Source organism: Dolichospermum sp. FACHB-1250, assembly GCF_014696335.1.
Taxonomy (GTDB): Bacteria; Cyanobacteriota; Cyanobacteriia; order Cyanobacteriales; family Nostocaceae; genus Dolichospermum; species Dolichospermum planctonicum.
Genome location: NZ_JACJPZ010000071.1, coordinates 1 through 19,411 on the forward strand (window position 1 = coordinate 1; position 19,411 = coordinate 19,411).

18 protein-coding genes and 1 pseudogene are annotated in these 19,411 nt (G+C 39.1%); 13 read left to right on the plus strand and 6 right to left on the minus strand.

The features are described 5' to 3' along the window. The 4 genes and pseudogenes from H6F39_RS18460 to H6F39_RS18475 all read right to left on the minus strand — a co-directional run. Positions 1–458 (minus strand): annotated as a pseudogene (locus H6F39_RS18460) (type II restriction endonuclease); the annotation flags it as partial. Positions 459–624: 166 nt separating this feature from the next. Beyond that, on the minus strand, positions 625–1,239 hold the full coding sequence (locus tag H6F39_RS18465; RefSeq protein ID WP_137909436.1) for a heme-copper oxidase subunit III: 615 nt from the start codon (positions 1,237–1,239) through the stop codon (positions 625–627). A 161-nt stretch (positions 1,240–1,400) separates the two neighbouring features. Continuing rightward, positions 1,401–3,074 carry a cytochrome c oxidase subunit I gene (gene ctaD, locus H6F39_RS18470; RefSeq protein ID WP_137909435.1) on the minus strand — a complete coding sequence of 558 codons (1,674 nt, stop codon included), beginning with the start codon at positions 3,072–3,074 and terminating at the stop codon, positions 1,401–1,403. Positions 3,075–3,226: 152 nt separating this feature from the next. Then, a complete protein-coding gene (locus H6F39_RS18475) occupies positions 3,227–4,171 on the minus strand; it encodes a cytochrome c oxidase subunit II (protein WP_137909434.1) in 945 nt (314 codons plus the stop codon). Positions 4,172–4,719: 548 nt separating this feature from the next. On the opposite strand from H6F39_RS18475, the gene H6F39_RS18480 reads away from it, so the two are divergent. The 10 genes from H6F39_RS18480 (at position 4,720) to H6F39_RS18525 (ending at position 14,491) form a co-directional block, all read left to right on the plus strand. Next, complete coding sequence (locus tag H6F39_RS18480; RefSeq protein WP_137909433.1) at positions 4,720–5,649, plus strand: heme A synthase; 930 nt, start codon at positions 4,720–4,722, stop codon at positions 5,647–5,649. A 72-nt stretch (positions 5,650–5,721) separates the two neighbouring features. Further along, positions 5,722–6,660, plus strand: a complete 939-nt coding sequence (locus H6F39_RS18485; RefSeq protein ID WP_137909432.1) for a heme o synthase — start codon at positions 5,722–5,724, stop codon at positions 6,658–6,660. 461 nt (positions 6,661–7,121) lie between these two features. Beyond that, positions 7,122–8,621 (plus strand): aminotransferase class V-fold PLP-dependent enzyme, encoded by a 1,500-nt coding sequence (locus H6F39_RS18490; RefSeq protein ID WP_137909431.1) that lies wholly within the window; start codon positions 7,122–7,124, stop codon positions 8,619–8,621. 137 nt (positions 8,622–8,758) lie between these two features. Further along, complete coding sequence (locus H6F39_RS18495; RefSeq protein ID WP_137909430.1) at positions 8,759–10,303, plus strand: hypothetical protein; 1,545 nt, start codon at positions 8,759–8,761, stop codon at positions 10,301–10,303. Between the two features lie 201 nt (positions 10,304–10,504). Further along, positions 10,505–10,936, plus strand: coding sequence for a hypothetical protein (locus H6F39_RS18500; RefSeq protein WP_137909429.1), 432 nt, complete (start codon positions 10,505–10,507; stop codon positions 10,934–10,936). A 114-nt stretch (positions 10,937–11,050) separates the two neighbouring features. Next, the gene (locus tag H6F39_RS18505; RefSeq protein ID WP_137909428.1) at positions 11,051–11,884 is read left to right on the plus strand and encodes a hypothetical protein; all 834 of its coding nucleotides are present in this window, start codon (positions 11,051–11,053) and stop codon (positions 11,882–11,884) included. 48 nt (positions 11,885–11,932) lie between these two features. Then, positions 11,933–12,337 (plus strand): hypothetical protein, encoded by a 405-nt coding sequence (locus H6F39_RS18510; protein WP_137909427.1) that lies wholly within the window; start codon positions 11,933–11,935, stop codon positions 12,335–12,337. A 40-nt stretch (positions 12,338–12,377) separates the two neighbouring features. Next, complete coding sequence (locus tag H6F39_RS18515) at positions 12,378–12,941, plus strand: hypothetical protein (protein WP_137909426.1); 564 nt, start codon at positions 12,378–12,380, stop codon at positions 12,939–12,941. A gap of 233 nt (positions 12,942–13,174) precedes the next feature. Then, entirely contained in the window at positions 13,175–13,801 is a 627-nt protein-coding gene (locus H6F39_RS18520) for a GNAT family N-acetyltransferase (protein WP_190372745.1), read from the plus strand. Positions 13,802–13,933: 132 nt separating this feature from the next. Beyond that, positions 13,934–14,491 carry a cysteine hydrolase family protein gene (locus H6F39_RS18525; RefSeq protein ID WP_137909424.1) on the plus strand — a complete coding sequence of 186 codons (558 nt, stop codon included), beginning with the start codon at positions 13,934–13,936 and terminating at the stop codon, positions 14,489–14,491. A 205-nt stretch (positions 14,492–14,696) separates the two neighbouring features. On the opposite strand, the gene H6F39_RS18530 is transcribed toward H6F39_RS18525, so the two are convergent. Next, positions 14,697–15,536, minus strand: a complete 840-nt coding sequence (locus H6F39_RS18530) for a prephenate/arogenate dehydrogenase (protein WP_137909423.1) — start codon at positions 15,534–15,536, stop codon at positions 14,697–14,699. A 263-nt stretch (positions 15,537–15,799) separates the two neighbouring features. Here H6F39_RS18530 and H6F39_RS18535 point away from each other — a divergent pair, with 263 nt between their 5' ends. From H6F39_RS18535 to H6F39_RS18545, 3 genes are all read left to right on the plus strand, one after another. Next, positions 15,800–16,390: a DUF1517 domain-containing protein gene (locus tag H6F39_RS18535; RefSeq protein ID WP_137909422.1), complete on the plus strand. Its 591-nt coding sequence runs from the start codon at positions 15,800–15,802 to the stop codon at positions 16,388–16,390. A 259-nt stretch (positions 16,391–16,649) separates the two neighbouring features. Then, the gene (locus H6F39_RS18540) at positions 16,650–17,918 is read left to right on the plus strand and encodes an RNA-guided endonuclease TnpB family protein (protein WP_190397192.1); all 1,269 of its coding nucleotides are present in this window, start codon (positions 16,650–16,652) and stop codon (positions 17,916–17,918) included. 79 nt (positions 17,919–17,997) lie between these two features. After that, positions 17,998–18,867 (plus strand): hypothetical protein, encoded by an 870-nt coding sequence (locus tag H6F39_RS18545; protein ID WP_137909437.1) that lies wholly within the window; start codon positions 17,998–18,000, stop codon positions 18,865–18,867. A 353-nt stretch (positions 18,868–19,220) separates the two neighbouring features. Here the strand turns inward: H6F39_RS18545 and H6F39_RS18550 are convergent. Beyond that, the coding region (locus H6F39_RS18550; RefSeq protein ID WP_190397193.1) for a zinc ribbon domain-containing protein at positions 19,221–19,411 on the minus strand (191 nt) is incomplete at its 5' end.

Genomic DNA, 19,411 nt, shown 5'->3' on the forward strand with positions numbered 1-19,411 from the left:
TCAAAAATAAACCATTCGTAAATATTAGTTGCTATTAAATATTTCAGTTCTAGATTTTTTTCGGTTAAACGTTCTCTGAGAAAATATAAAACTAATTCCTGAAATGCTTTAGTATTTAAATTATCAATTTTGAGCATTTCGCTTTTATTCGTCGGCTTTTTAACTTCTAATTTTTTAACTTCTAAAATTACACCAACACTGGTTTTAGGGTCTTGACCATTATGAATAACCAGGTCATTTCGTCCTTGAGTATTAATAAAGTGATTAGAACTGTAATATGTGTTCTTTAAAAAGTCAGCAATCAGGTTTTTATGAAATTCCTCTGATTCAGATTCGTTAATTTTTGCAATTAGGTTTTTTAGATGTTTTTTGAAAGTTTCAATATCATTTCTAAAAGGATTGATTTTGAGCAAGGCTTTATTTAATGATTCTCTGGGTTGTAGTTTCTGTGAGTTCATTTGTTTTAAATTTTTAATCCAGTTTGTAGGCTGGGTTGACCCAAGGAAACCCAACAAAATATATAATATATAATAATATATACTTATTCACCAGTACAAATAAAAAAACCCCCAAGGGGGGGACTGTGGGTTATTCAAGTGGAGTGAACAACTAAGTAATAAATACCTAGAGTAAATAGAGTAACCCGAATAAAACAATCCAAATTACATCTACAAAGTGCCAGTAAATTTCCGCCGCTTCAATGCCAAAGTGATTTTTATTACTGTAATGTCCTGGAGTAAGCGATCGCCACAAAACTGCTACAATTGCCAAAACACCGATAGTAACGTGCAAACCGTGAAAACCGGTTAAAACATAAAAGGCACTAGCGAATAAATTAGTAGTCAGACCGAACTCTAAATGAGTATATTCATAAACCTGACCCGCTAAAAAAACAGCGCCCATAAGTGCCGTAATTGCCAACCACAGCCGCATTCCTTTAGTATCGTTCTTTTTAATAGCAGTATCAGCATTGTGCATAACAAAACTACTAGCTATCAAAATAGAAGTATTCACAGTGGGTAACAACAATTCCAACTCTGGAGTTCCCGCTGGTGGCCAGACAGGAATAGTAGAACGGTAAGTTAGGTATGCACCAAACAAACCCATAAAAATCATACCCTCAGCCACCAAAAACATAAACAGACCAAACAAACGATGATCTGGGTGTGCTTCGTGACCAGAAACTGATTGATGATGATTTAACTCAGTATTAGTCGCGTCAATAATTTGACTTTGCATAAATTATTTAATTGGTAATGGGTAATTGGTAATGGGTAATGGGTTAAAAGTTTTTAGCGTTGCTGAACTCAGGTAAATCAAAAGACCCTATTTCTTACCCGCCGCACCTTTGCGCCTCTGGGAGAAAAAATTCCTTTATTTAGCAACGCCAAATTTTCTCTTTAAAGTGCTGATTCAATTTGGGGAGTTAACACGGGTTCAACTTCAACTCGTTCCTTACTCACCCCATAATCATAAGGGCCAGTAGTCAAAACTGGTAGAGTTTCAAAATTCTCAATACTAGGAGGGGAACTAGTCATCCATTCTAAAGTTAATGCTTGCCAGGGATTATTACCAGCTTTTTCGCCATAGAACCAACACCAAACGGCATTAATGATAAATGGTAAGGTGGAGACGGCCAATATATAAGATCCCCAGGTGCAGATTTCATTCAAAGCGGTGAATTTAGGATCATATTCAGCAATACGACGGTTCATACCCATTAATCCTAGTTTGTGCATGGGTAAGAAAGTCATGTTGAGACCAACCATGGTTAAAGCGAAATGGACTTGACCCCAAAATTCATTCATTTTCCGTCCCGTCATTTTCGGGAACCAGTGGTAAATGGCCGCGAAAATGCCTAACACACTACCACCGAATAAGACATAGTGGAGATGTGCCACTACAAAGTAAGTATCGTGAACGTGAATATCAAAAGGAACTGCGGCCAACATCACACCGCTAATACCACCAATCACAAAAGTTGCTAAAAAGCCAATGGCAAATAACATGGCGCTAGTGAAGCGGATTTTACCACCCCAGATAGTTGCCAACCAACCGAAAATTTTAATCCCAGTGGGTACAGCGATGATCATGGTAGTGATCATAAAAAACATCCGTAGCCAACCAGGGACACCGCTGGTAAACATATGGTGCGCCCAGACGATTAAACCTAAGAAACTGATAGCTAGGGATGAGAAAGCGATCGCTTTATAGCCAAAAATCGGTTTTCGGGCGTGAATTGGCAGAATTTCCGAAATTGCCCCAAAGAAAGGCAAAATCATGATGTAAACTGCTGGGTGGGAATAGAACCAGAACATATGTTGATAAACAACAGGATCACCCCCGCCACTGGGGTTAAAAAACGTTGTTCCGGCCAACAAATCAAAACCCAGTAAAATCAAAGCTGCCGCTAATACGGGCGTAGATATTAATACTAGTGCAGAAGTTGCCACCATTGCCCAACAAAATAAGGGCATTTGATAGATACCCATGCTAGGAACTCGCATTTTCACAAGAGTGACGAGAAAATTAATCGCCCCCAAAATGGAAGAAGTTCCCAAAAGCAACACACTCATAATCCAAATACCCTCACCCACCTGGCCCGTTACCAAACTCAGGGGGGGGTAGGAAGTCCAACCGGCATCAGGGGCATCACCTACGGCTAAACTAGCAATTAGTAGGATACCTGCGGGGGGAACCATCCAAAAAGCCACAGCATTGAGGCGAGGAAATGCCATATCTCTGGCCCCAATCATCAGCGGAATTAAATAGTTAGCAAATCCCGCTCCCGTTGGCACAATCCACAGGAAAATCATGATTGTGGCATGGAGTGTAAACAGGCTGTTATAGATTTCTGGTGTGACAAAATCTACTTCTGGAGTGCGTAATTCTGTCCGCACTAAATCAGCCATTACGCCACCAATGCAGTAAAAAATAAACGAAGTGACCAAGTATTGAATCCCAATCACCTTATGATCTGTACTAAAACCAAAAAAATCTCGCCAATGCCTTTCTTTATGTTCTTCAGTATGATTGTGGTTGTAATCGGTTTCTTCTAATTGTGCTTGTGTCATATTTTAAAGAAGTTAAATGGGCGATGAAAACCACTTCTACACAGTCCAAACCCAGATGATGCGTGGTTTAAATTACTTAATTTTTCATTAGTCCACGCAAGTGGACTTTGTTTGTGTAGCCATGAATTATATTCGCTGTATTTTGTAATTCCCTACTTAATTTGATGCAAAATTTCTGAATTAATGCCCATATCCTGAATATAAGGAGAAAGGAATTTATCAGCGTTCATAGCCATCGTTTGATTGGGTATATCCTTACTTGCAATTAATTGTTCTTGCATCCATTGATCAAAAGCCTCTTGTGTCTCAACTACTACTGGGCTTTTCATGACCCCGTGATAAGGTCCACACAATTCAGCACAAATTAAATTATATTCACCTGTTTTTGAGGGAGTAAAACGCAAATTTGTTTGTCTACCAGGAATAGCATCCTGTTTAAGCCGAAATTCGGGAATCCAAAACGCGTGGATGACATCATTAGCTGTCAAGTTAATTTCTACGGTTTTACCAATGGGTAAATGAAGTTCACCGGTTGTCACTTCCGTGGCTGGATAGGTGAATAACCAAGCATATTGGAGTCCAGTCACATTGACAACTAATTCCGCTGGTTTAGTAACGGTATCGGAATTATTATCTAATTGTGCTACTTGTACAGATGCTTCCTTTAAGGTAGCGGCCATAGCCGTTCCCGGCATATTCATGGATTCTTCCATCATGGGTGCTGCATGGGCTGAATGGGGATCAAAGCCGCCCATGTTACTGTATACATCAAAACTGTAGACAGAAATACCGATAACGATAATTGCGGGGATCGCAGTCCAGAGGATTTCCAGAGGCACATTACCTTCAATTGCTGGACCATCTTCATTGTCACCAGCACGACGACGATATCTAACAACGGCGTAAATTAAAACACCTTCAACAATCAAAAATATGCCTGTAGAAACAGTCATCATGGCATTGAATAGACCATCTACCAAGGGGGCTTCATCGGAGGCCGCTGTAGGCAACAGACCGTGATTTTGACCGTACCAGAGACTTGTGAGGGTGAGGACAATGCCAATGAGTAATGTCCAGATTGTACTTGGAATTTTCATGGCGGATTTTTTATCAATTAACTAATTTATCTTCAAGTTACTTCAACCTTGAGTTACGCACCGCGCCCTAATGAACCACAAAGACGCGAAGATCACGAAAGAGAGAGGCTTTGGGAGATATTTGGCGTAGGTTTTGTTCACTGACAAAAGTGACCCCACTTACTAAGGTAATGCAGGGTATGAGATATAGTATGCGCTGGTCCGAAATCTTTATTAATTTTTTGGATTAGGATCACAATTTTGAGTACAAGGGAGATAAGTTATCCGTCCCCAGATTAAATGGCAATTTAGCCGAAAAATTCCCATAAATTCCCATTTATCAATGTTTCTATCCGGTTGAATCCTAACTTTTTTCCCCCTCCTTCCCTGTTCCTATCTGCAAAACAGCACAAAATCTTACAGCTAAAACTAGCTAAAGTGATCCAAAGTATAAGGGAAAGCCGATTTCTACATTCTGACCTGTAGGTTAGGGTGAATGGAGATTGGCACTAAATCAAAATACGAAATTTCCCACCCTTCACAGCACAAGCAGTCTCAAGGTATTGTTAATGAACGAATTTGTCTTAGAACCACAAAATCAAGCGGCAAAAGTTAGACAACAGCCCCAGGATATGATTCGTCGCTTGGTGTGGAAAATCTGCATAGCCACCTTAATTTTGATGGCTATAGGCAGCGCCACCCGCGTCATGAATGCTGGACTTGCTTGTCCTGACTGGCCTTTATGCTATGGGGAGTTAGTTCCAGCCCAGCAAATGAATCTCCAGGTGTTTTTGGAATGGTTTCATCGTCTAGATGCGGCTTTAATTGGCTTTAGTGCGATCGCCCTTTGTAGTTTATCTTGGTGGCATCGTCTTTCTTTACCCAAGTGGCTACCTTGGGCTTCTACATTCGCCTTATTTTTAATTGTCTTGCAAGGGATTTTGGGAGGACTGACTGTAACTGAATTGTTGCGGTTTGATATCGTTACTGCCCATTTGGGAACAGCACTGCTATTTTTCACCACTTTGTTAATTATCGGTACAAGTCTGGCCTCTTATCAAGGAACGGGAACAGTGGGTAAATTACCCATACTGAGTTTAACTGCTGCCATTTGTGTCTACTTACAAAGTCTACTGGGTGCTTTAGTGGGTTCTCGCTGGGCTTTACACCAGTGTTTGGCAGGTGAACAACTTTGTAATGTCATGTACAGTCATATTTTTGGCTTATTACCCCCAACTCTAGCTACTTTGGCGGTGGTGTTAACTTCTTGGCGCACACCAGCACTACATCCTGTTTTACGGAAACTGGCCAATATGGCGGGTGGTTTATTGATTTTACAACTTTTATTGGGTGTGGCTACCTTCCGCTTACATTTACAAGTTGAACCTCTCACTGTTTCTCACCAAGCTATTGGTGCAACTTTACTCGGTACTTTGGTGGTATTTACAGTTTTATCACTGCGGGATTCATTCACTCCCACTCACAGCCCAAATCCATAAAGCCACATCTTCATATTTCTACCAAAAAGCGGTTTGCTGACCAGTTCTTGAAAAATAAGGAAAAAGCCCAACATGATTGAGACTAATGTCTCTCGTCGTCAGCACGACACATTTCTCCAAGTCGTTCACAGTTACTACCAGTTAACCAAACCCCGAATTATCCCCCTGCTATTAATCACTACTGCTGGAAGTATGTGGATAGCTGCCCAGGGAGAGGTAGATCCTTGGTTGTTAATTATTACCATGATTGGTGGGACTTTGGCCGCAGCCAGCGCCCAAACCATTAACTGTATCTATGACCGAGATATAGATTATGATATGGAGCGCACACGCCACCGTCCTCTGCCTTCTGGTAAGGTACAACCCCGTGATGCTTTAATTTTTGCTATCGTTCTGGCTGTACTTTCTTTTACGCTCCTCACAATATTTGCTAATCTCCTAGCCGCATTTTTAGCCTTCTCTGGCATCATCTTTTATGTTTTAGTCTATACTCACTGGCTCAAACGTCATAGCACTCAAAATATCGTCATTGGTGGTGCTGCCGGGGCAATTCCCGCTTTAGTTGGCTGGGCTGCGGTGACAGATACTTTAAGTTGGGCAGCTTGGTTAATTTTTGCCATTGTCTTTTTGTGGACACCTCCCCATTTCTGGGCTTTGGCTTTAATGATTCGTGATGATTACGCTAAGGTAGGGATACCAATGTTACCTGTGGTGGCAGGGGATCAAGCCACGGTACGACAAATTTGGTTTTATACGGTAATTACTGTTACTGCTACTATATTGCTGTTTTATCCCTTACACGCTAGTGGTATTGTCTATGCTGTTATTGCCTTGACTTTAGGCGGTATATTTGTCCATAAGTCTTGGCGTTTATTGCAAAATCCCGAAGATAAAACCATAGCGCGGGAGTTATTTTTATACTCCATTTCCTACATGATGCTGTTGTGTTTAGGGATGGTGGTAGACAGTTTACCTGTGACTCATCATTTGCTTCATCAACTGCATTTGTAATCATGTTCAGGATATAGATCCCCGACTTCTTAAAGAAGTCGGGGATCTTTTGATTACGGTTGCTGAGTATTATTGATGGTAGCCAAATCATAGGGTGGTAGTTTTTGTCTATATTTTGTAATCAAAGTTTATATTTAGGTAAATTCCCATAATTTAATCTTCTTTTTAGAAAAGACTGCTATTTTTTATATATCGTATGAGGTAAGTGTATTAAGCTTGTCACGGACTCTTAACCGCTTAAATCTAAACCGTAAAAAAAGTTTAGTAGCCACTGAGCATTAGTTAGCTTTTTTACATCTGATATCTTGCATTAGTGACTATATTTACATTTATTTAGTGAAATATTTGGTAAATATGATTGACAAGTTGACAATTGTCATGTAAGTTACAAAAGGGTTACTAAAAATACTCAAAAAAAATTCATTACCCATAAAAAGACTAGGGTTAGGACTAGAATAGTTATGCCGTATATAGATACAGATACCGAGAGCTTGATCACCAAGGAGGGTGTTTTTGATGATCAATTGTTTCGGGAAAGTGCTGAGATTGTTGTATCCAAATTAGAAAAATACTTAGCCGACTCATCAATCAGAGGACTGGCACTGAGTAATCCTTATGACTTGTCCCAAACAGCAAAAGAGATCATGAATCAGGGACAGAAGGATAGGGCTTTATGCAATCAGGAAAAGCTAGAAGCAATTATTGACTTATATATTAAAACTGGAATACAAGTGTACTCACCCGGTTACATGGGGCGACAATTTTCGGGTGTAATTCCCTTAGCTGGTCTGATTGATTTAATTAGTTCCATAGTCAGTCAACCGTCCTCCTTCTATGAAGCGGGGCAGTTACCGAACGTAGTTGAGCGGATTATGGCCGATGAGTTTAACCAATTTATTGGTTGGAGTCCCGATAGTTTTGCCATGGTGACCACCTCCGGGGGGACATTGGGTAATTTAACCGCTCTTTTAGCAGCTAGAAACGAAAAATTTCCCCAGATTTGGTCAGAAGGGATTTCTGCATTGGGGGATCAATATCGTCCGGCCATTGCTGTGAGTGAAGATGCACATTATGGCGTTTGTCGGGCTGCGGGGATTATGGGAATCGGAGAAAATCAAATTATCCGTTTACCAATTAATCAGAAAAAACAAATTTGTATAGACCAGGTAGGTCCTACCCTAGAAGCAGCAGAGAAACGGGGGCTAAAGATTTTCTGTTTGGTGGCTTCAGCAGGAACTACTTCCGTAGGTGCTTTTGATTCAATTGATCAATTAGCACAAATTACCAAAGAGAAAAATATCTGGCTTCATATTGACGGCGCTCATGGTGCTAGTTTGCTGGTTTCTGACCAGTTGCGTCACAAATTAAAAGGAATTGAAAAGGCAGATTCCTTTGTCTTGGACGCTCACAAAATGATGTTTTTACCTGGGGTGTGTACCCTTCTTTTCTATAAGAATAAGGAAAAGAGCTATGGCGCATTTCGTCAGAACGCTAGTTATGTCTTTGAAAAAGTTCCTGATATCTATACTCAATTCGATAGTGCAGAACAGAATTTTGAATGCACTAAAAGACCGCTAATCATGAACTTGTGGGTATTATGGGCGCTTTATGGAAAGGAAATATTTGCTGATAAGATTGAGTATTTGTGTCAGTTGACTCAGGAAGCCTATCAAATACTCAAACACGAGCCAGATTTCCAGACCATTCATCAACCGGAGGTGAATATCCTTTGTTTCCGATATGTACCCTCCAATGTGAGCGATAATCTCTTGTCTGATTTTCAGTTAGCAATTAGAAATAGAATTAGGGAAGGAGGGAAATTCTTCATCTCCAAGGTAGAAATTGATGGAATTAACTCTTTGCGTGTCGTTTTCATGAATCACAGAATTAATACTCATCACTTTCATGAGTTACTAGATGAAATTAGAAAAATTGGACTGGAATTAATTAGCGGAACTTAGTTAAAAGGCGACTATTTTAAAAAGCTACAAATTTTTAGTTTCAATAATTAGGCTGAAATCAGCCAAAAAGCTGCTTTTATATTCTTTTATGAGCAGGGGAACAAAAAGTGTTAGAATATCAAGAGAGGGGAATGATCATGAATACTGAAACTCAGAAAGTATCTACTTCTAGTGAAGAATTAATTGATAAATTAATTCCACTTGATGAATTAGAACCAAAATCAGTTGATCAAGTAGTTAAACTGCCTTCATTTTTTGAGAAAATCAAAAAATGTGAAAGTTTATTAGAGACGGAATATAGTGGACTTGAAGAGACAATTCAAAATGCTTTAGTATTGCGGCGTTTACAGCAAATGACAAATACTCTCATGCTCAATCCTATTTGGAAAGATATGATTGAGAGGTCAGGCTTAAAAAAAGCTCCCCGCAATTTTGAAGAATGGCAACAATTACCGATTTCTGATAAGACCACCATGGGTGAGTTGTTCTCATGGTCAAGACCAGGTTTAGTTGTTCCTTTAAGTTATGGCGGTTTTGAAATTGTTGCCAGTGGTGGAACTACAACTGGTTTACCAGTGGAAATGGTTTACTCATTGCGAGAATTACAAGATACTTACAAGATTGCTGGTAAATTCATCGGCGAACATATGTTAGCTGATTACCTAGCAGGGGATGATCCTAAGTGGGTTGCTACCACCTTAGCGGATTTTCAAATGTGGAGTAGCGGGACAATGGTTGGGGGTGTTTTACAGAATATACCCGGAATTAACTATCTTGGTGCAGGTCCGGTGATGAGGGAAGTTTATCACCACATTATGTCTTATCCCGGTCCAAAGGCAATTATGGCAATTTCCGCAGGTATAGCAATCCTGAGTGACCTTGGTATTGGTTTACATGAAGAAGCTAGGAAAAGTTTCCGTGTAGCAATGTATGGTAGTGGAGTATTACCATATCGCAAACAACTTGAGTTAAAAGAGCTTTATCCTAATCTGGAAATTTTGAGTTACTTTGCTACAGTTCAAAATGAAGCTATTGGCTTACAGTTGCGCCATGAAGTTCCTTATTTGGCTACCGTTCCCGGGTTACATTTGGTTGAGATTGTGGATAGTGAGGGGCGTTGGGTTAAAGTCGGAGAGGAGGGTGAATTGGTTGTGACGCGACTTCATGGCCATGAAGCACCATTTCTGAGGTTTAAATCGGGGGATAAGGTGATACGTCGTCCCAATATAGATAAACCAGAATTAAAAACCCAACAATTTGAGTTTTTAGGTCGCAGTGGAGATATTATTCACATTAACGACACACAATATTCTGCTCCCCAAGTTTACGCTTCTCTCTGTCATGAATTGAAGGCAGCTGGTATTTTTGACTTGGAAGCACTAGCTCATGAAATGCAGTTTGTTAACCATCGCACAACGAAGACCTTGCAGTTAATCGCTGCGGTAGATGATATCAAAACCTTGTTTATCAGAATGGATAATATGCTGGGAATTGAAGGAATCAGGCGTTTATTTATTCAATCTTTAATGCACTCTTTATCTATTTTTAATATAGGAGAAGCTAATGTATATTACACTGAAAAGAGTGGGTATAAGTTTGAAATAAAACTTGTGAAAAAGTGGTCGGAAGAGATTTATAGGACTCCAGTAGGTAAAGTACCTTTAATCAGAGATATTTTCTAAAGTCAGCTATATCCTGATGTGACTCAGGATATGGATAATAAGGTAGGGAATGTCATGCCCGAACCCTAGATTAATTATTCTAGTAGGCTTGTAAATGGCAAATCCTTAACTTTTTCAGGTTAGCTTTGTTCAACAAGAATCCTCTCACTTGAGGGGGGTGTCAACGACTGTTTTTTTTCAAGTAAAATAACGAGGAAAATTATGGAGTCAAAGATCAGCATATTTTGTGTTGTTGATGTCATTGAATCACTTTCGGGTGGAACGCTGTTAAATGGTAATCTTTGCATGATGGACAATAGCCCTCTGGGTAGTCTCAATCAGGGAACAACCAATTTAGTCACCTTGTGCCACCCAGGACAAATTATCCAGTGGACAATTTTAGCTCTTGATTTGCAGACACCAGTAGCTATCAGAAAGATTACCTTTCTTAACCAAGATGGTACTAGTGTTGAACCGCTTCCAGATGACCCTACAAAACTGGAAAGCGATAAGCTGCATTTGAATGTTTGGTCTGGCATTGTCCCATACTATCTTGTACCTGGCGTAGATTATCGCTATAGATTTGAGTTGCAAATGTATGAAGGCAAGAACTGTCTGATGTATGTAGATACTCCTGCTTTGAAGTGCATTTAACCTCAGCTTGATAAAAAACAACAAAAACCCCTGTAAAGATAGGACTTTATGGACGGTTGAAACTAAGCGTTGAAGAGTGAAAACAAACTTAAACTCAGAGAAAAAGGAATCTTTATGAGCCAACATTTGGGAATAATATTGTTGATTGATGTGGCAGCGGCCATAGAAGCCAACACTTTGGAAGGTAATACTTACCTGTTCGACAACATGAAATTGCAGGGGTCTGAAGGTTTAGGCACTGGCAAATTAATTTCTGCAATTAATGGCACTAGTTACTGTGATGGTTCTCAAGCTAATGAGCAGGTTTTGAACTGGCTGCCCTATGGAGTTGGTTCTTTGCCCCCTACCTTGCCCAAGAGCTTTCTATCAGACAAGTCGAAAAATAGCGATCTCAAGGCACTTGAAGAGATACAAGCCCTTGCAGATAGACTGACCGGTGCTAGTGCTGACGAATCTCAAAATATCTCTGATGTCGTCGAGGAACTACAAAGGATCTCGAAAGCTGTCGGTGTCAAGACTCAAGTTCAGAGTAGAAATAGTGATGTTAGTCAGGACATTGGCCATCTTGGGCAAAAAATTATGGATGTCACAGGAAACCTTGTGACTGAGGTGGATGGGAAAATTCCCGAAATCAATTCTCTCAATCCCATCATTACAAACATCACCGGCGAAGCAGTTGATAAAAATATCATTTATCCTGCTGCCTATGGCTCTCCTGATATGGTGACAGATGGCTGGTACTGGGCTGCATCTGTGGATACATCTAGACCAGGAACCTATGCTTACACAATGCATATACAGTTGTACAAACTATCTCGTGAGAATCAAGCATGGGCTTGGGTACCAGTAGATTTTACCCATGATGCTTATATCAAGATTTCTAATGATCCCAAGAAAAATGGGTTTACAAATGCAGGTATTGGATACCTACCAATCCCTAAAGCCTAGTCAAATGCTTGATTTTCAAACGCAATTTCAAAAAATGGAAGACAGATTATGGCAAAAACAATAACGATCGCCAGTGTAATAGATGTTGTGGGAGCATTGGCAACTGATTCCTTGAGCGGACAAGTCTATTTTACAGACACCGAAAAAGCGTCTGGTTCTACAGGCCATGGTACAGAAAGTTTAAAAACCATCGTGTCAGCAGGAGATGTATTGGTTTGGACAGTGACATTCTTAGAATGTGAAGCCTATGCTGCCATTGATGAAATCATCATTGACAAGAAATACTGTGAACCAGAAAAGAAGGTTTATGAAGGTACTGATGTCTCCTACTGGTCTGGTACGGTGAAAGAGAATGTGCAATTAGTTCCCTACACCATCAAATTTAACGTGGGAACTCGGGCAGAATCTATAGCCACCGCTTCCCCTCTCTATCTTGTGGGTCAAGATGCCTAAACTGCCAAGAATCACAATTTAACTAAGCAAGAGGAAAACCATGTCAGATAAGTCTACTTTCAAGAAGCAAAATCCTGGACAGCTAAATTCAGTGCAACTGAATATAGTCACTGTCATAGACGTTCATAAAGCTGTGAGAACGGGAAGCCTAAAAAACACCCTGTACATGATGGACAACAGCGTCGGGGGGCAAGGACAGGGAACAGATCATTTACAAACTGTCTGTAAACCAGGGCAGGTTCTGAATTGGATTATCTATCCTATGGATATGGAAAAGAAACCAGATGGAACATGGCCACCTATGCCAAAAATTAATAACATTGTTTTCCTAGACAGTCAACAAGAAGGCGACGCTGAGGAATTTTCTGAAACCAAAATCTGCACTGAGTTGAAGGTTTATGGAGGTCCAGATATGATGCGTCATCGTTATTGCCCAGTTTATTATTATTGGGCAGGAGCGGTATTAAGCACTTTAAAGCCTGGTGTTTATAATTACAGATTTGTCCTTGAACTGGAGCAGGAAGGCAAAAAGGAGAAATTGTATTTGCATACTCAGGAAAAGCCCTCTTTGAAAGTAATTGATCTGTCCGCAGGACAATACTAATCTCTGCTACTAGTATTTCTGGTTTGTCAGTCATATCAAATGACATAATCAGAGACAGATGTAATGATTAAATGAGCTAAATTACATCTGATTGTACATAGGTTGTGGGCAAATATGCCCACAATATAAAACTTAAATTGCTAAATATTTGGGTTTTTCAAGCCTTGCTATTTAGCCTTAATGATTTGTGTTGTAAATACTGAAATTATTGATAATCTATAAATGGTAAAAAAATGGTAAAATTCCGCATTATTGAATCACAGGACTTTGAACAAACTGTTGATTTATGCTCTAATTTATTTGTGAATAATGAACCGATAACTAAAAGTTTGCAGATAAATTATCAAGAATTTCGACAATTAGCTGAAGCTTATTTGAGGAAAGCAATTGTGGATAGACTTTCTATTGTTGCGACGGAAGATAATGGAATTATTGTTGGTTTTGTTATATCAGAATATTTGATGACTATTCCCCCTTATATTCAGGAAATCAGTCATAAATTTGCAGCAATTCAGAAGTTGTCACAGGAGTTAAAATATAGTTATTTTGATAAATATCAATATTATTACTGGGAATTATTTCAAACTTTACATATTCTTTTATTAGGGGTTAAAGATGAATACAAAAATCAAAAAATTGCTACGAATTTAATCAGGGAGAATTTAAGGTTAGCCAAACTGAACTATTTTTCTGTGGCTATTTCTGAACTCACTGGAATTGCATCTCAAAATCTATTTCGGAAAATAGGCTTTCAAGAACAAGTAACACTCAGCTATGACTCCTATATCTTTAAAGGTGAGAAAATATTTTCATCTATTAAAGAATCTACAAGTTGTAAGTTAATGTCATATAGAATTTAGCTGGGTTAAGGTGAGGACATCTGGTAAAAATAAAATCTGGGATCATATCATCAGCCGATGGAAACGAAGATAGATAATTGATAAGTTCTGTGTTAAAAGAGAGTTATCGTCAAATTTTAAGGAGATAATGACGTGAAAACAGCACTAGTTCTAGTTGACATTGAAAATGATTATTTTCCCGGTGGTAAATGGGAACTTGTCGGCATGGATATAGCAGCTTTTAATGCTGGAAGGCTTCTGAATGCCTTTCGTGAGAGAAAGCAATTAATTTTTCATATTCAACATATTGCCAAGAATCCTGACGCACCATTTTTTGTTGTTGACACCTATGGCGCTGAGATTCATGAATCTGTGAAACCCCAGGAAAACGAAAAGCTTATTATCAAGGAGTTCCCGAACGGTTTTCGTCAGACTACTCTTCTTGATGATTTACGTAATGCTGGGGTGGAAAGATTAGTGATTTGTGGGGCTATGAGTAATATCTGTATAGATGCGACAACTCGTGCTGCAAATGATTTAGGTTTCGACTGTATTGTTGCTCACGATGCTTGTGCAGCTAGAAATCTTGAATTCTATGGTCATATTACACCTGCTTTAGAAGTTCACTGTGCTTTTATGTCAGCCCTTGGCTTTGCCTATGCTCAGGTTGTCTCAACTAACGAAGCGATAGCCATTTCAGCTTTGACCTAAGTTTTAATCAGCATTTTTGGACCTTTCTTTTCCTGAATTAGCGATAGCATTCAATTAATGCAGACATCGCTATTAAGCTGTAACGCATTTAATTTGTACAGCAACACCTCATGGCGAGAATGATGCCCGCATCACAAAATTCAGCAATACTAGGATTGTACAATTTGGCTGCGTAACAGCTTACCTACAACTTTTTCAGCAGCCCCTATTCTAGAAAGTTGTGAAGTGCTTGGCGATTTAATTTAATCTTTTCTGCTAATAATTCCCAGTTTTCCCCCTCAATTATATGAATAAATTCGTCTAAATTTTCCCGGTATTGATATAATGAATTTAATAATGCTTGGCGGTTATATTGCGCCATCATGACCCCTAATTCTGGATTTCCACCCCCCACCCTACTCGTATCCCGAAACCCTGAACTAGCGAAATTTTGGGCTAATTCGGCAATTTCTAGATCTGTTTCACTTAAACAAGCTGCTATCAAGGAGGCACTTACTATCACGGGTAAATGGGAAATCCAACTCACAGCCTGATCATGTTGTTCTGGTTGACAATGGTAGATAACCGAACCAAGCGATCGCACAATTTCTTCTACAATTGACACAACATGACTAGCTGTAGTCTCTATGGGTGTTAATACATAAGGACGATTGACAAATAAATTCCGCTGTGCTGATTCTATACCTGAATCTGTCTTTCCCGCCATAGGATGACCACCAATAAAATTCTCCCACAAAGGGGAAATTGCCTTTACTATAGGTGTTTTTACTGAACCAACATCAGTTATAATAGTAGTCTTAGGTAAATGACCAATTAACTCTTTAATTTGGGGAACTATTAATCCTATAGGGGTGCAAATAAATACAACTTCGGCTGATGCTAATAGGCTTAAATCCAAAGAAGCTTGATCCACACTACCGATTTCAACAGCCCTGACACAAGTTGATTCACGACGACTCACACCTAAAACATGGTGTCCTTGAGAACGTAAATCGAAACCCAAACAACCACCTATCAATCCTAAACCTAAAATACCAATTTTCATTGTCACCTGTAAATATGTAAATATGTATAATTTAATTTATACTTTCAATACTTGACTCCAATTCCCAAAGTTAACAATATTTAAACAACATTCATTAATGATAATGATCATATATCTATTCCATCAGAATATCTTATGCTTAATGTGAATGCGACTGTGGATTATAGCACAGAATTTTCATATATTAGTTATTTGGTAGAAAAGAAATAATTTTGAACTTTTACAAAATCTACTAATCTACTCAAATTAGCAGGAGACAAAGAATGCGTGATACATTTAATCGGATGATAGGTAAAACTAGATATGTTGTCTGTCGTTTATTTTTGCATTTAGGGGGATCTGACGTAGCACCAATTTTAGGCGTTTTGAATCGGGCTGCAAGGGAAGCAATTGACGCTGATGGTGATATAGAAGTTTTAGGAGAAGAATTGGCGCAACTTTGCCAAACCCTGCTACAATATGATGAATATTGGCTGTCTGCTGCTAATGAAGGTGATGTATTTTGGAACGAAGGGGACGCAGGAGATTACGTCAATGAACTATTCACAGACTCAGCCCAAAGATATGGTGCTAATCTTGATTTTAGTTCTACTTCCTCAAACCAGCCCTTATCACTTCCCGCAACCCGTAACGTCATTGTTATGATTATAGTCGCCACAGAGGGAGAAATTCCAGAGTTAGAAACAGACTTAGCTAATATTCCCGCCTTTAAAGCTGCTTTAAAGGCTTTAATTAATTTACACTACAAACATAAACTCCGCGCTATCCAGGTGCATTTTTCACCCGCTCAGTTAGGAGATGATCTTTCTAGTGATCAGCTATTGGAATATTACCCCGAATTGATCCCATTGTAAATTATTTCAGGACTTAGGGAAAAGATCAGGAAAGTGGGGATAATTGATGAATTACCCCTACAAAAGAATAATTCGTCAATCACAAGAAAATCGCAAAAAAGGCACGCAAGCCACTTAGCTTTAGACAGTGGAGGAAGTGCCAACGGCGAATTTATTCGCCGTGACAGTTAACCGTAATGCGGATCTTCGATATATCTTTTGACAAGTGAATCATACCTCAGTTATACTTTTTAAATCAACAAACATTGAAGGTCGAACAATGTACGGATGTCAGCAAGTTCTCGTTAAATCTGATAAATCAACAATAGCAATTTTAGAATACGTCTGTACACAAGCTAAAAGGCTGATAAATTGCGGTGTTTACTATTCCAGACAGATGTATTTTAAAACTGGTTGTATTCCTAATAGAGCAGATTTGCACAAGCAACTAGGAACTTATCAGAAAAACATTCATTACCAGGCATTGTATTCTGATACTTCCCAACAAATATTGGCCAGTGTATCTGAATCTTTCAAGTCGTACATTGGGTTAATTAAAACTGCGAATAAAGGTGAAGTTTCCCAGAAACCAAAATTACCTAATTACTGTAAAAGCGTGATGACCGTGGCTACTTTTACTAGCAGGTCATTAAAGTTAATTGATGGGATGATTAGATTTCCTTTGGGAACAAAAGTTAAAGCATGGTTTAACATGGATTGTTTTTATCTGCCAATGCCATCCAATCTTGACTTTAAATCAATCAGAGAAGTACACATTCTGCCTAGAAATAGACAATTTTATGCGGAATTTGTCTATCAAGTAAATGAAGTAAGGTCTGATGTTGACAAGAAAAATGTTTTAGGGATTGACCATGGGCTAAACAACTGGTTAACCTGTGTTTCTAGTCTAGGAACATCATTTATTGTTGATGGACTTCATTTAAAAAGTTTAAATCAGTGGTACAACAAATCGGTAGCTAAACTTAAAAGCGATAAACCGCAGGGATTTTGGACTAATAGATTAACTGCTATTACCGAAAAAAGAAACCGACAAATGCGTAATGCAGTAAATAAAGCCGCAAGGATAGTCGTTAACCACTGCATTGACAACAAAATTGGTACTATTGTTTTTGGATGGAATAAAGGACAGAAAGATGGTATTGACTTAGGTGCTAAAAATAATCAGAAGTTTGTCCAAATTCCCACAGCAAAATTAAAAGACCGTATTGCTCAACTATGTAAACAATACGGAATAGATTTTATTGAAACAGAAGAATCATATACTTCCCAATCATCGTTTCTCGGCGGTGATGATATGCCTAAATTCGGTGAAAAACCCGAGGGGTGGAAAGCGAGTGGGAAACGAGTTAGTCGTGGGGTGTATAAAACTTCTGATGGATTCAAAATTAATGCAGATGCTAATGGTGCTGCTAATATCTTGAGAAAAGTAATGGTGATGCTAGGAATTGATCTTAGCGGAATCAGTAGAGGTTGTTTAAGTCAGCCTAAGAAAGTTCGTTTGTGGACTCTTCAGAAATCCCCGGTTTAGAAAACCGGGGAAGCTTAAATCTTACTTAAGTCTTATATTTGTTAACCTGTAATTAGTATCCGCACAAAACATGAATACCGTGATTATGACTATGCTGCGTAAATTTACAGTTGTTTGTTTAGCCCTAACTTTATGCTTAACAACTGTAGCCTGTGGAGGTGAAAACCAAGCTAATTCTGCAAAACCGGGTATTAGCCAAACTGCTACCCCCACCAAGTTAAATGATGGACAGTATCAAGTACAACAAGGCACATATAACGATGCCAATGGTGAGTATACTCTGTTTTTACTCAACAACAACCCCCCAAGCTTTGCTACAGAAAAGCTACAAATGGCCAGATTAACTGAGGAAGAAATCAAAGCCGGTAAGAAAACTTACTTAAAAGTAGAAAATGGTCAGCCAGCTTTATATCTGACAGAAGACTTTAAACTTGAGTACGTCCATAATGTCACAGAGACAAAAACCAATCCCCAAACCGGACAAAAGGAAACCGTCATTGTTCGTCAAGAATCTAACTTTTGGACACCTTTTGCTGCGTCTTTAGCTGGTAACGTCGCTGGTCAAGCTATTGGTAGTATGTTGTTTAGACCTCAATACTATGTTCCCCCCGTTTATCAGCCCGGTGGGGTCATGACCGGTTATGGTGGTTATGGTTCTAGTTATGATTCAGCAGTTGCTAATTATCGTTCTCGCTACAATGAACCACCCGCAGCAGTAAGAAATCGTACTACTTTCCGCACCACAGGAAACATCAGAAACTCCTCTTCAGGACGCGCTACAACCAATAATAACCCAACCGGAAGAGCCTCCGGTTCTGGTTTTGGTGGTAGCAACCTCAGACCTTCTGGTAATTCTAGCTCTACCCAACGCAATTCTGGTAGTAGTTTTGGTAGTGGAGGTCGTTCTTCTAGTCGTCGTTCTTCCGGTTTTGGTAGCAGAAGAAGATAGGAAATTAAAGTAGGTTGGGTTGAGGAACGAAACCCAACATGATCAATACTTGACAACAGCCCAATATCAATCCAATATCAATCTTTTACTAACCTAGAACTTGCGTTACGCTGTCGCTCAACCCAACCTACTATATTTGTGATCAATTTTTGTATGGATGTTGCATGAAACATCTCTACTTTCAATTTTATTCATAAATAATCATGAAAATTATTAAATTTAAACTAGGATTTAAGGAAAGGAAGTTATTAGAAACTCAGCAAGAATACAAAAATCTACAAAATATCAATCTGATATTGACAATAAAAAACAGCAGGGTTTGACTACTCAAGAAAATTATCTGATTGACATACTCACCTGCCTGAAGGCGAGGTGATTCTTGACGCTTCACTGACTGATGCTACCGAGGTAGTCTTACTCTGTCTCAGCGCCCGTTTAGAGCCGTGGCAATGACCTATCCCGGCTTTATTTATATTTTTAGCAGCATTTTCATCTCGGTCGTGTTCAGTTCCGCAATTTAAACACTTAACCGACCGAATTTTTA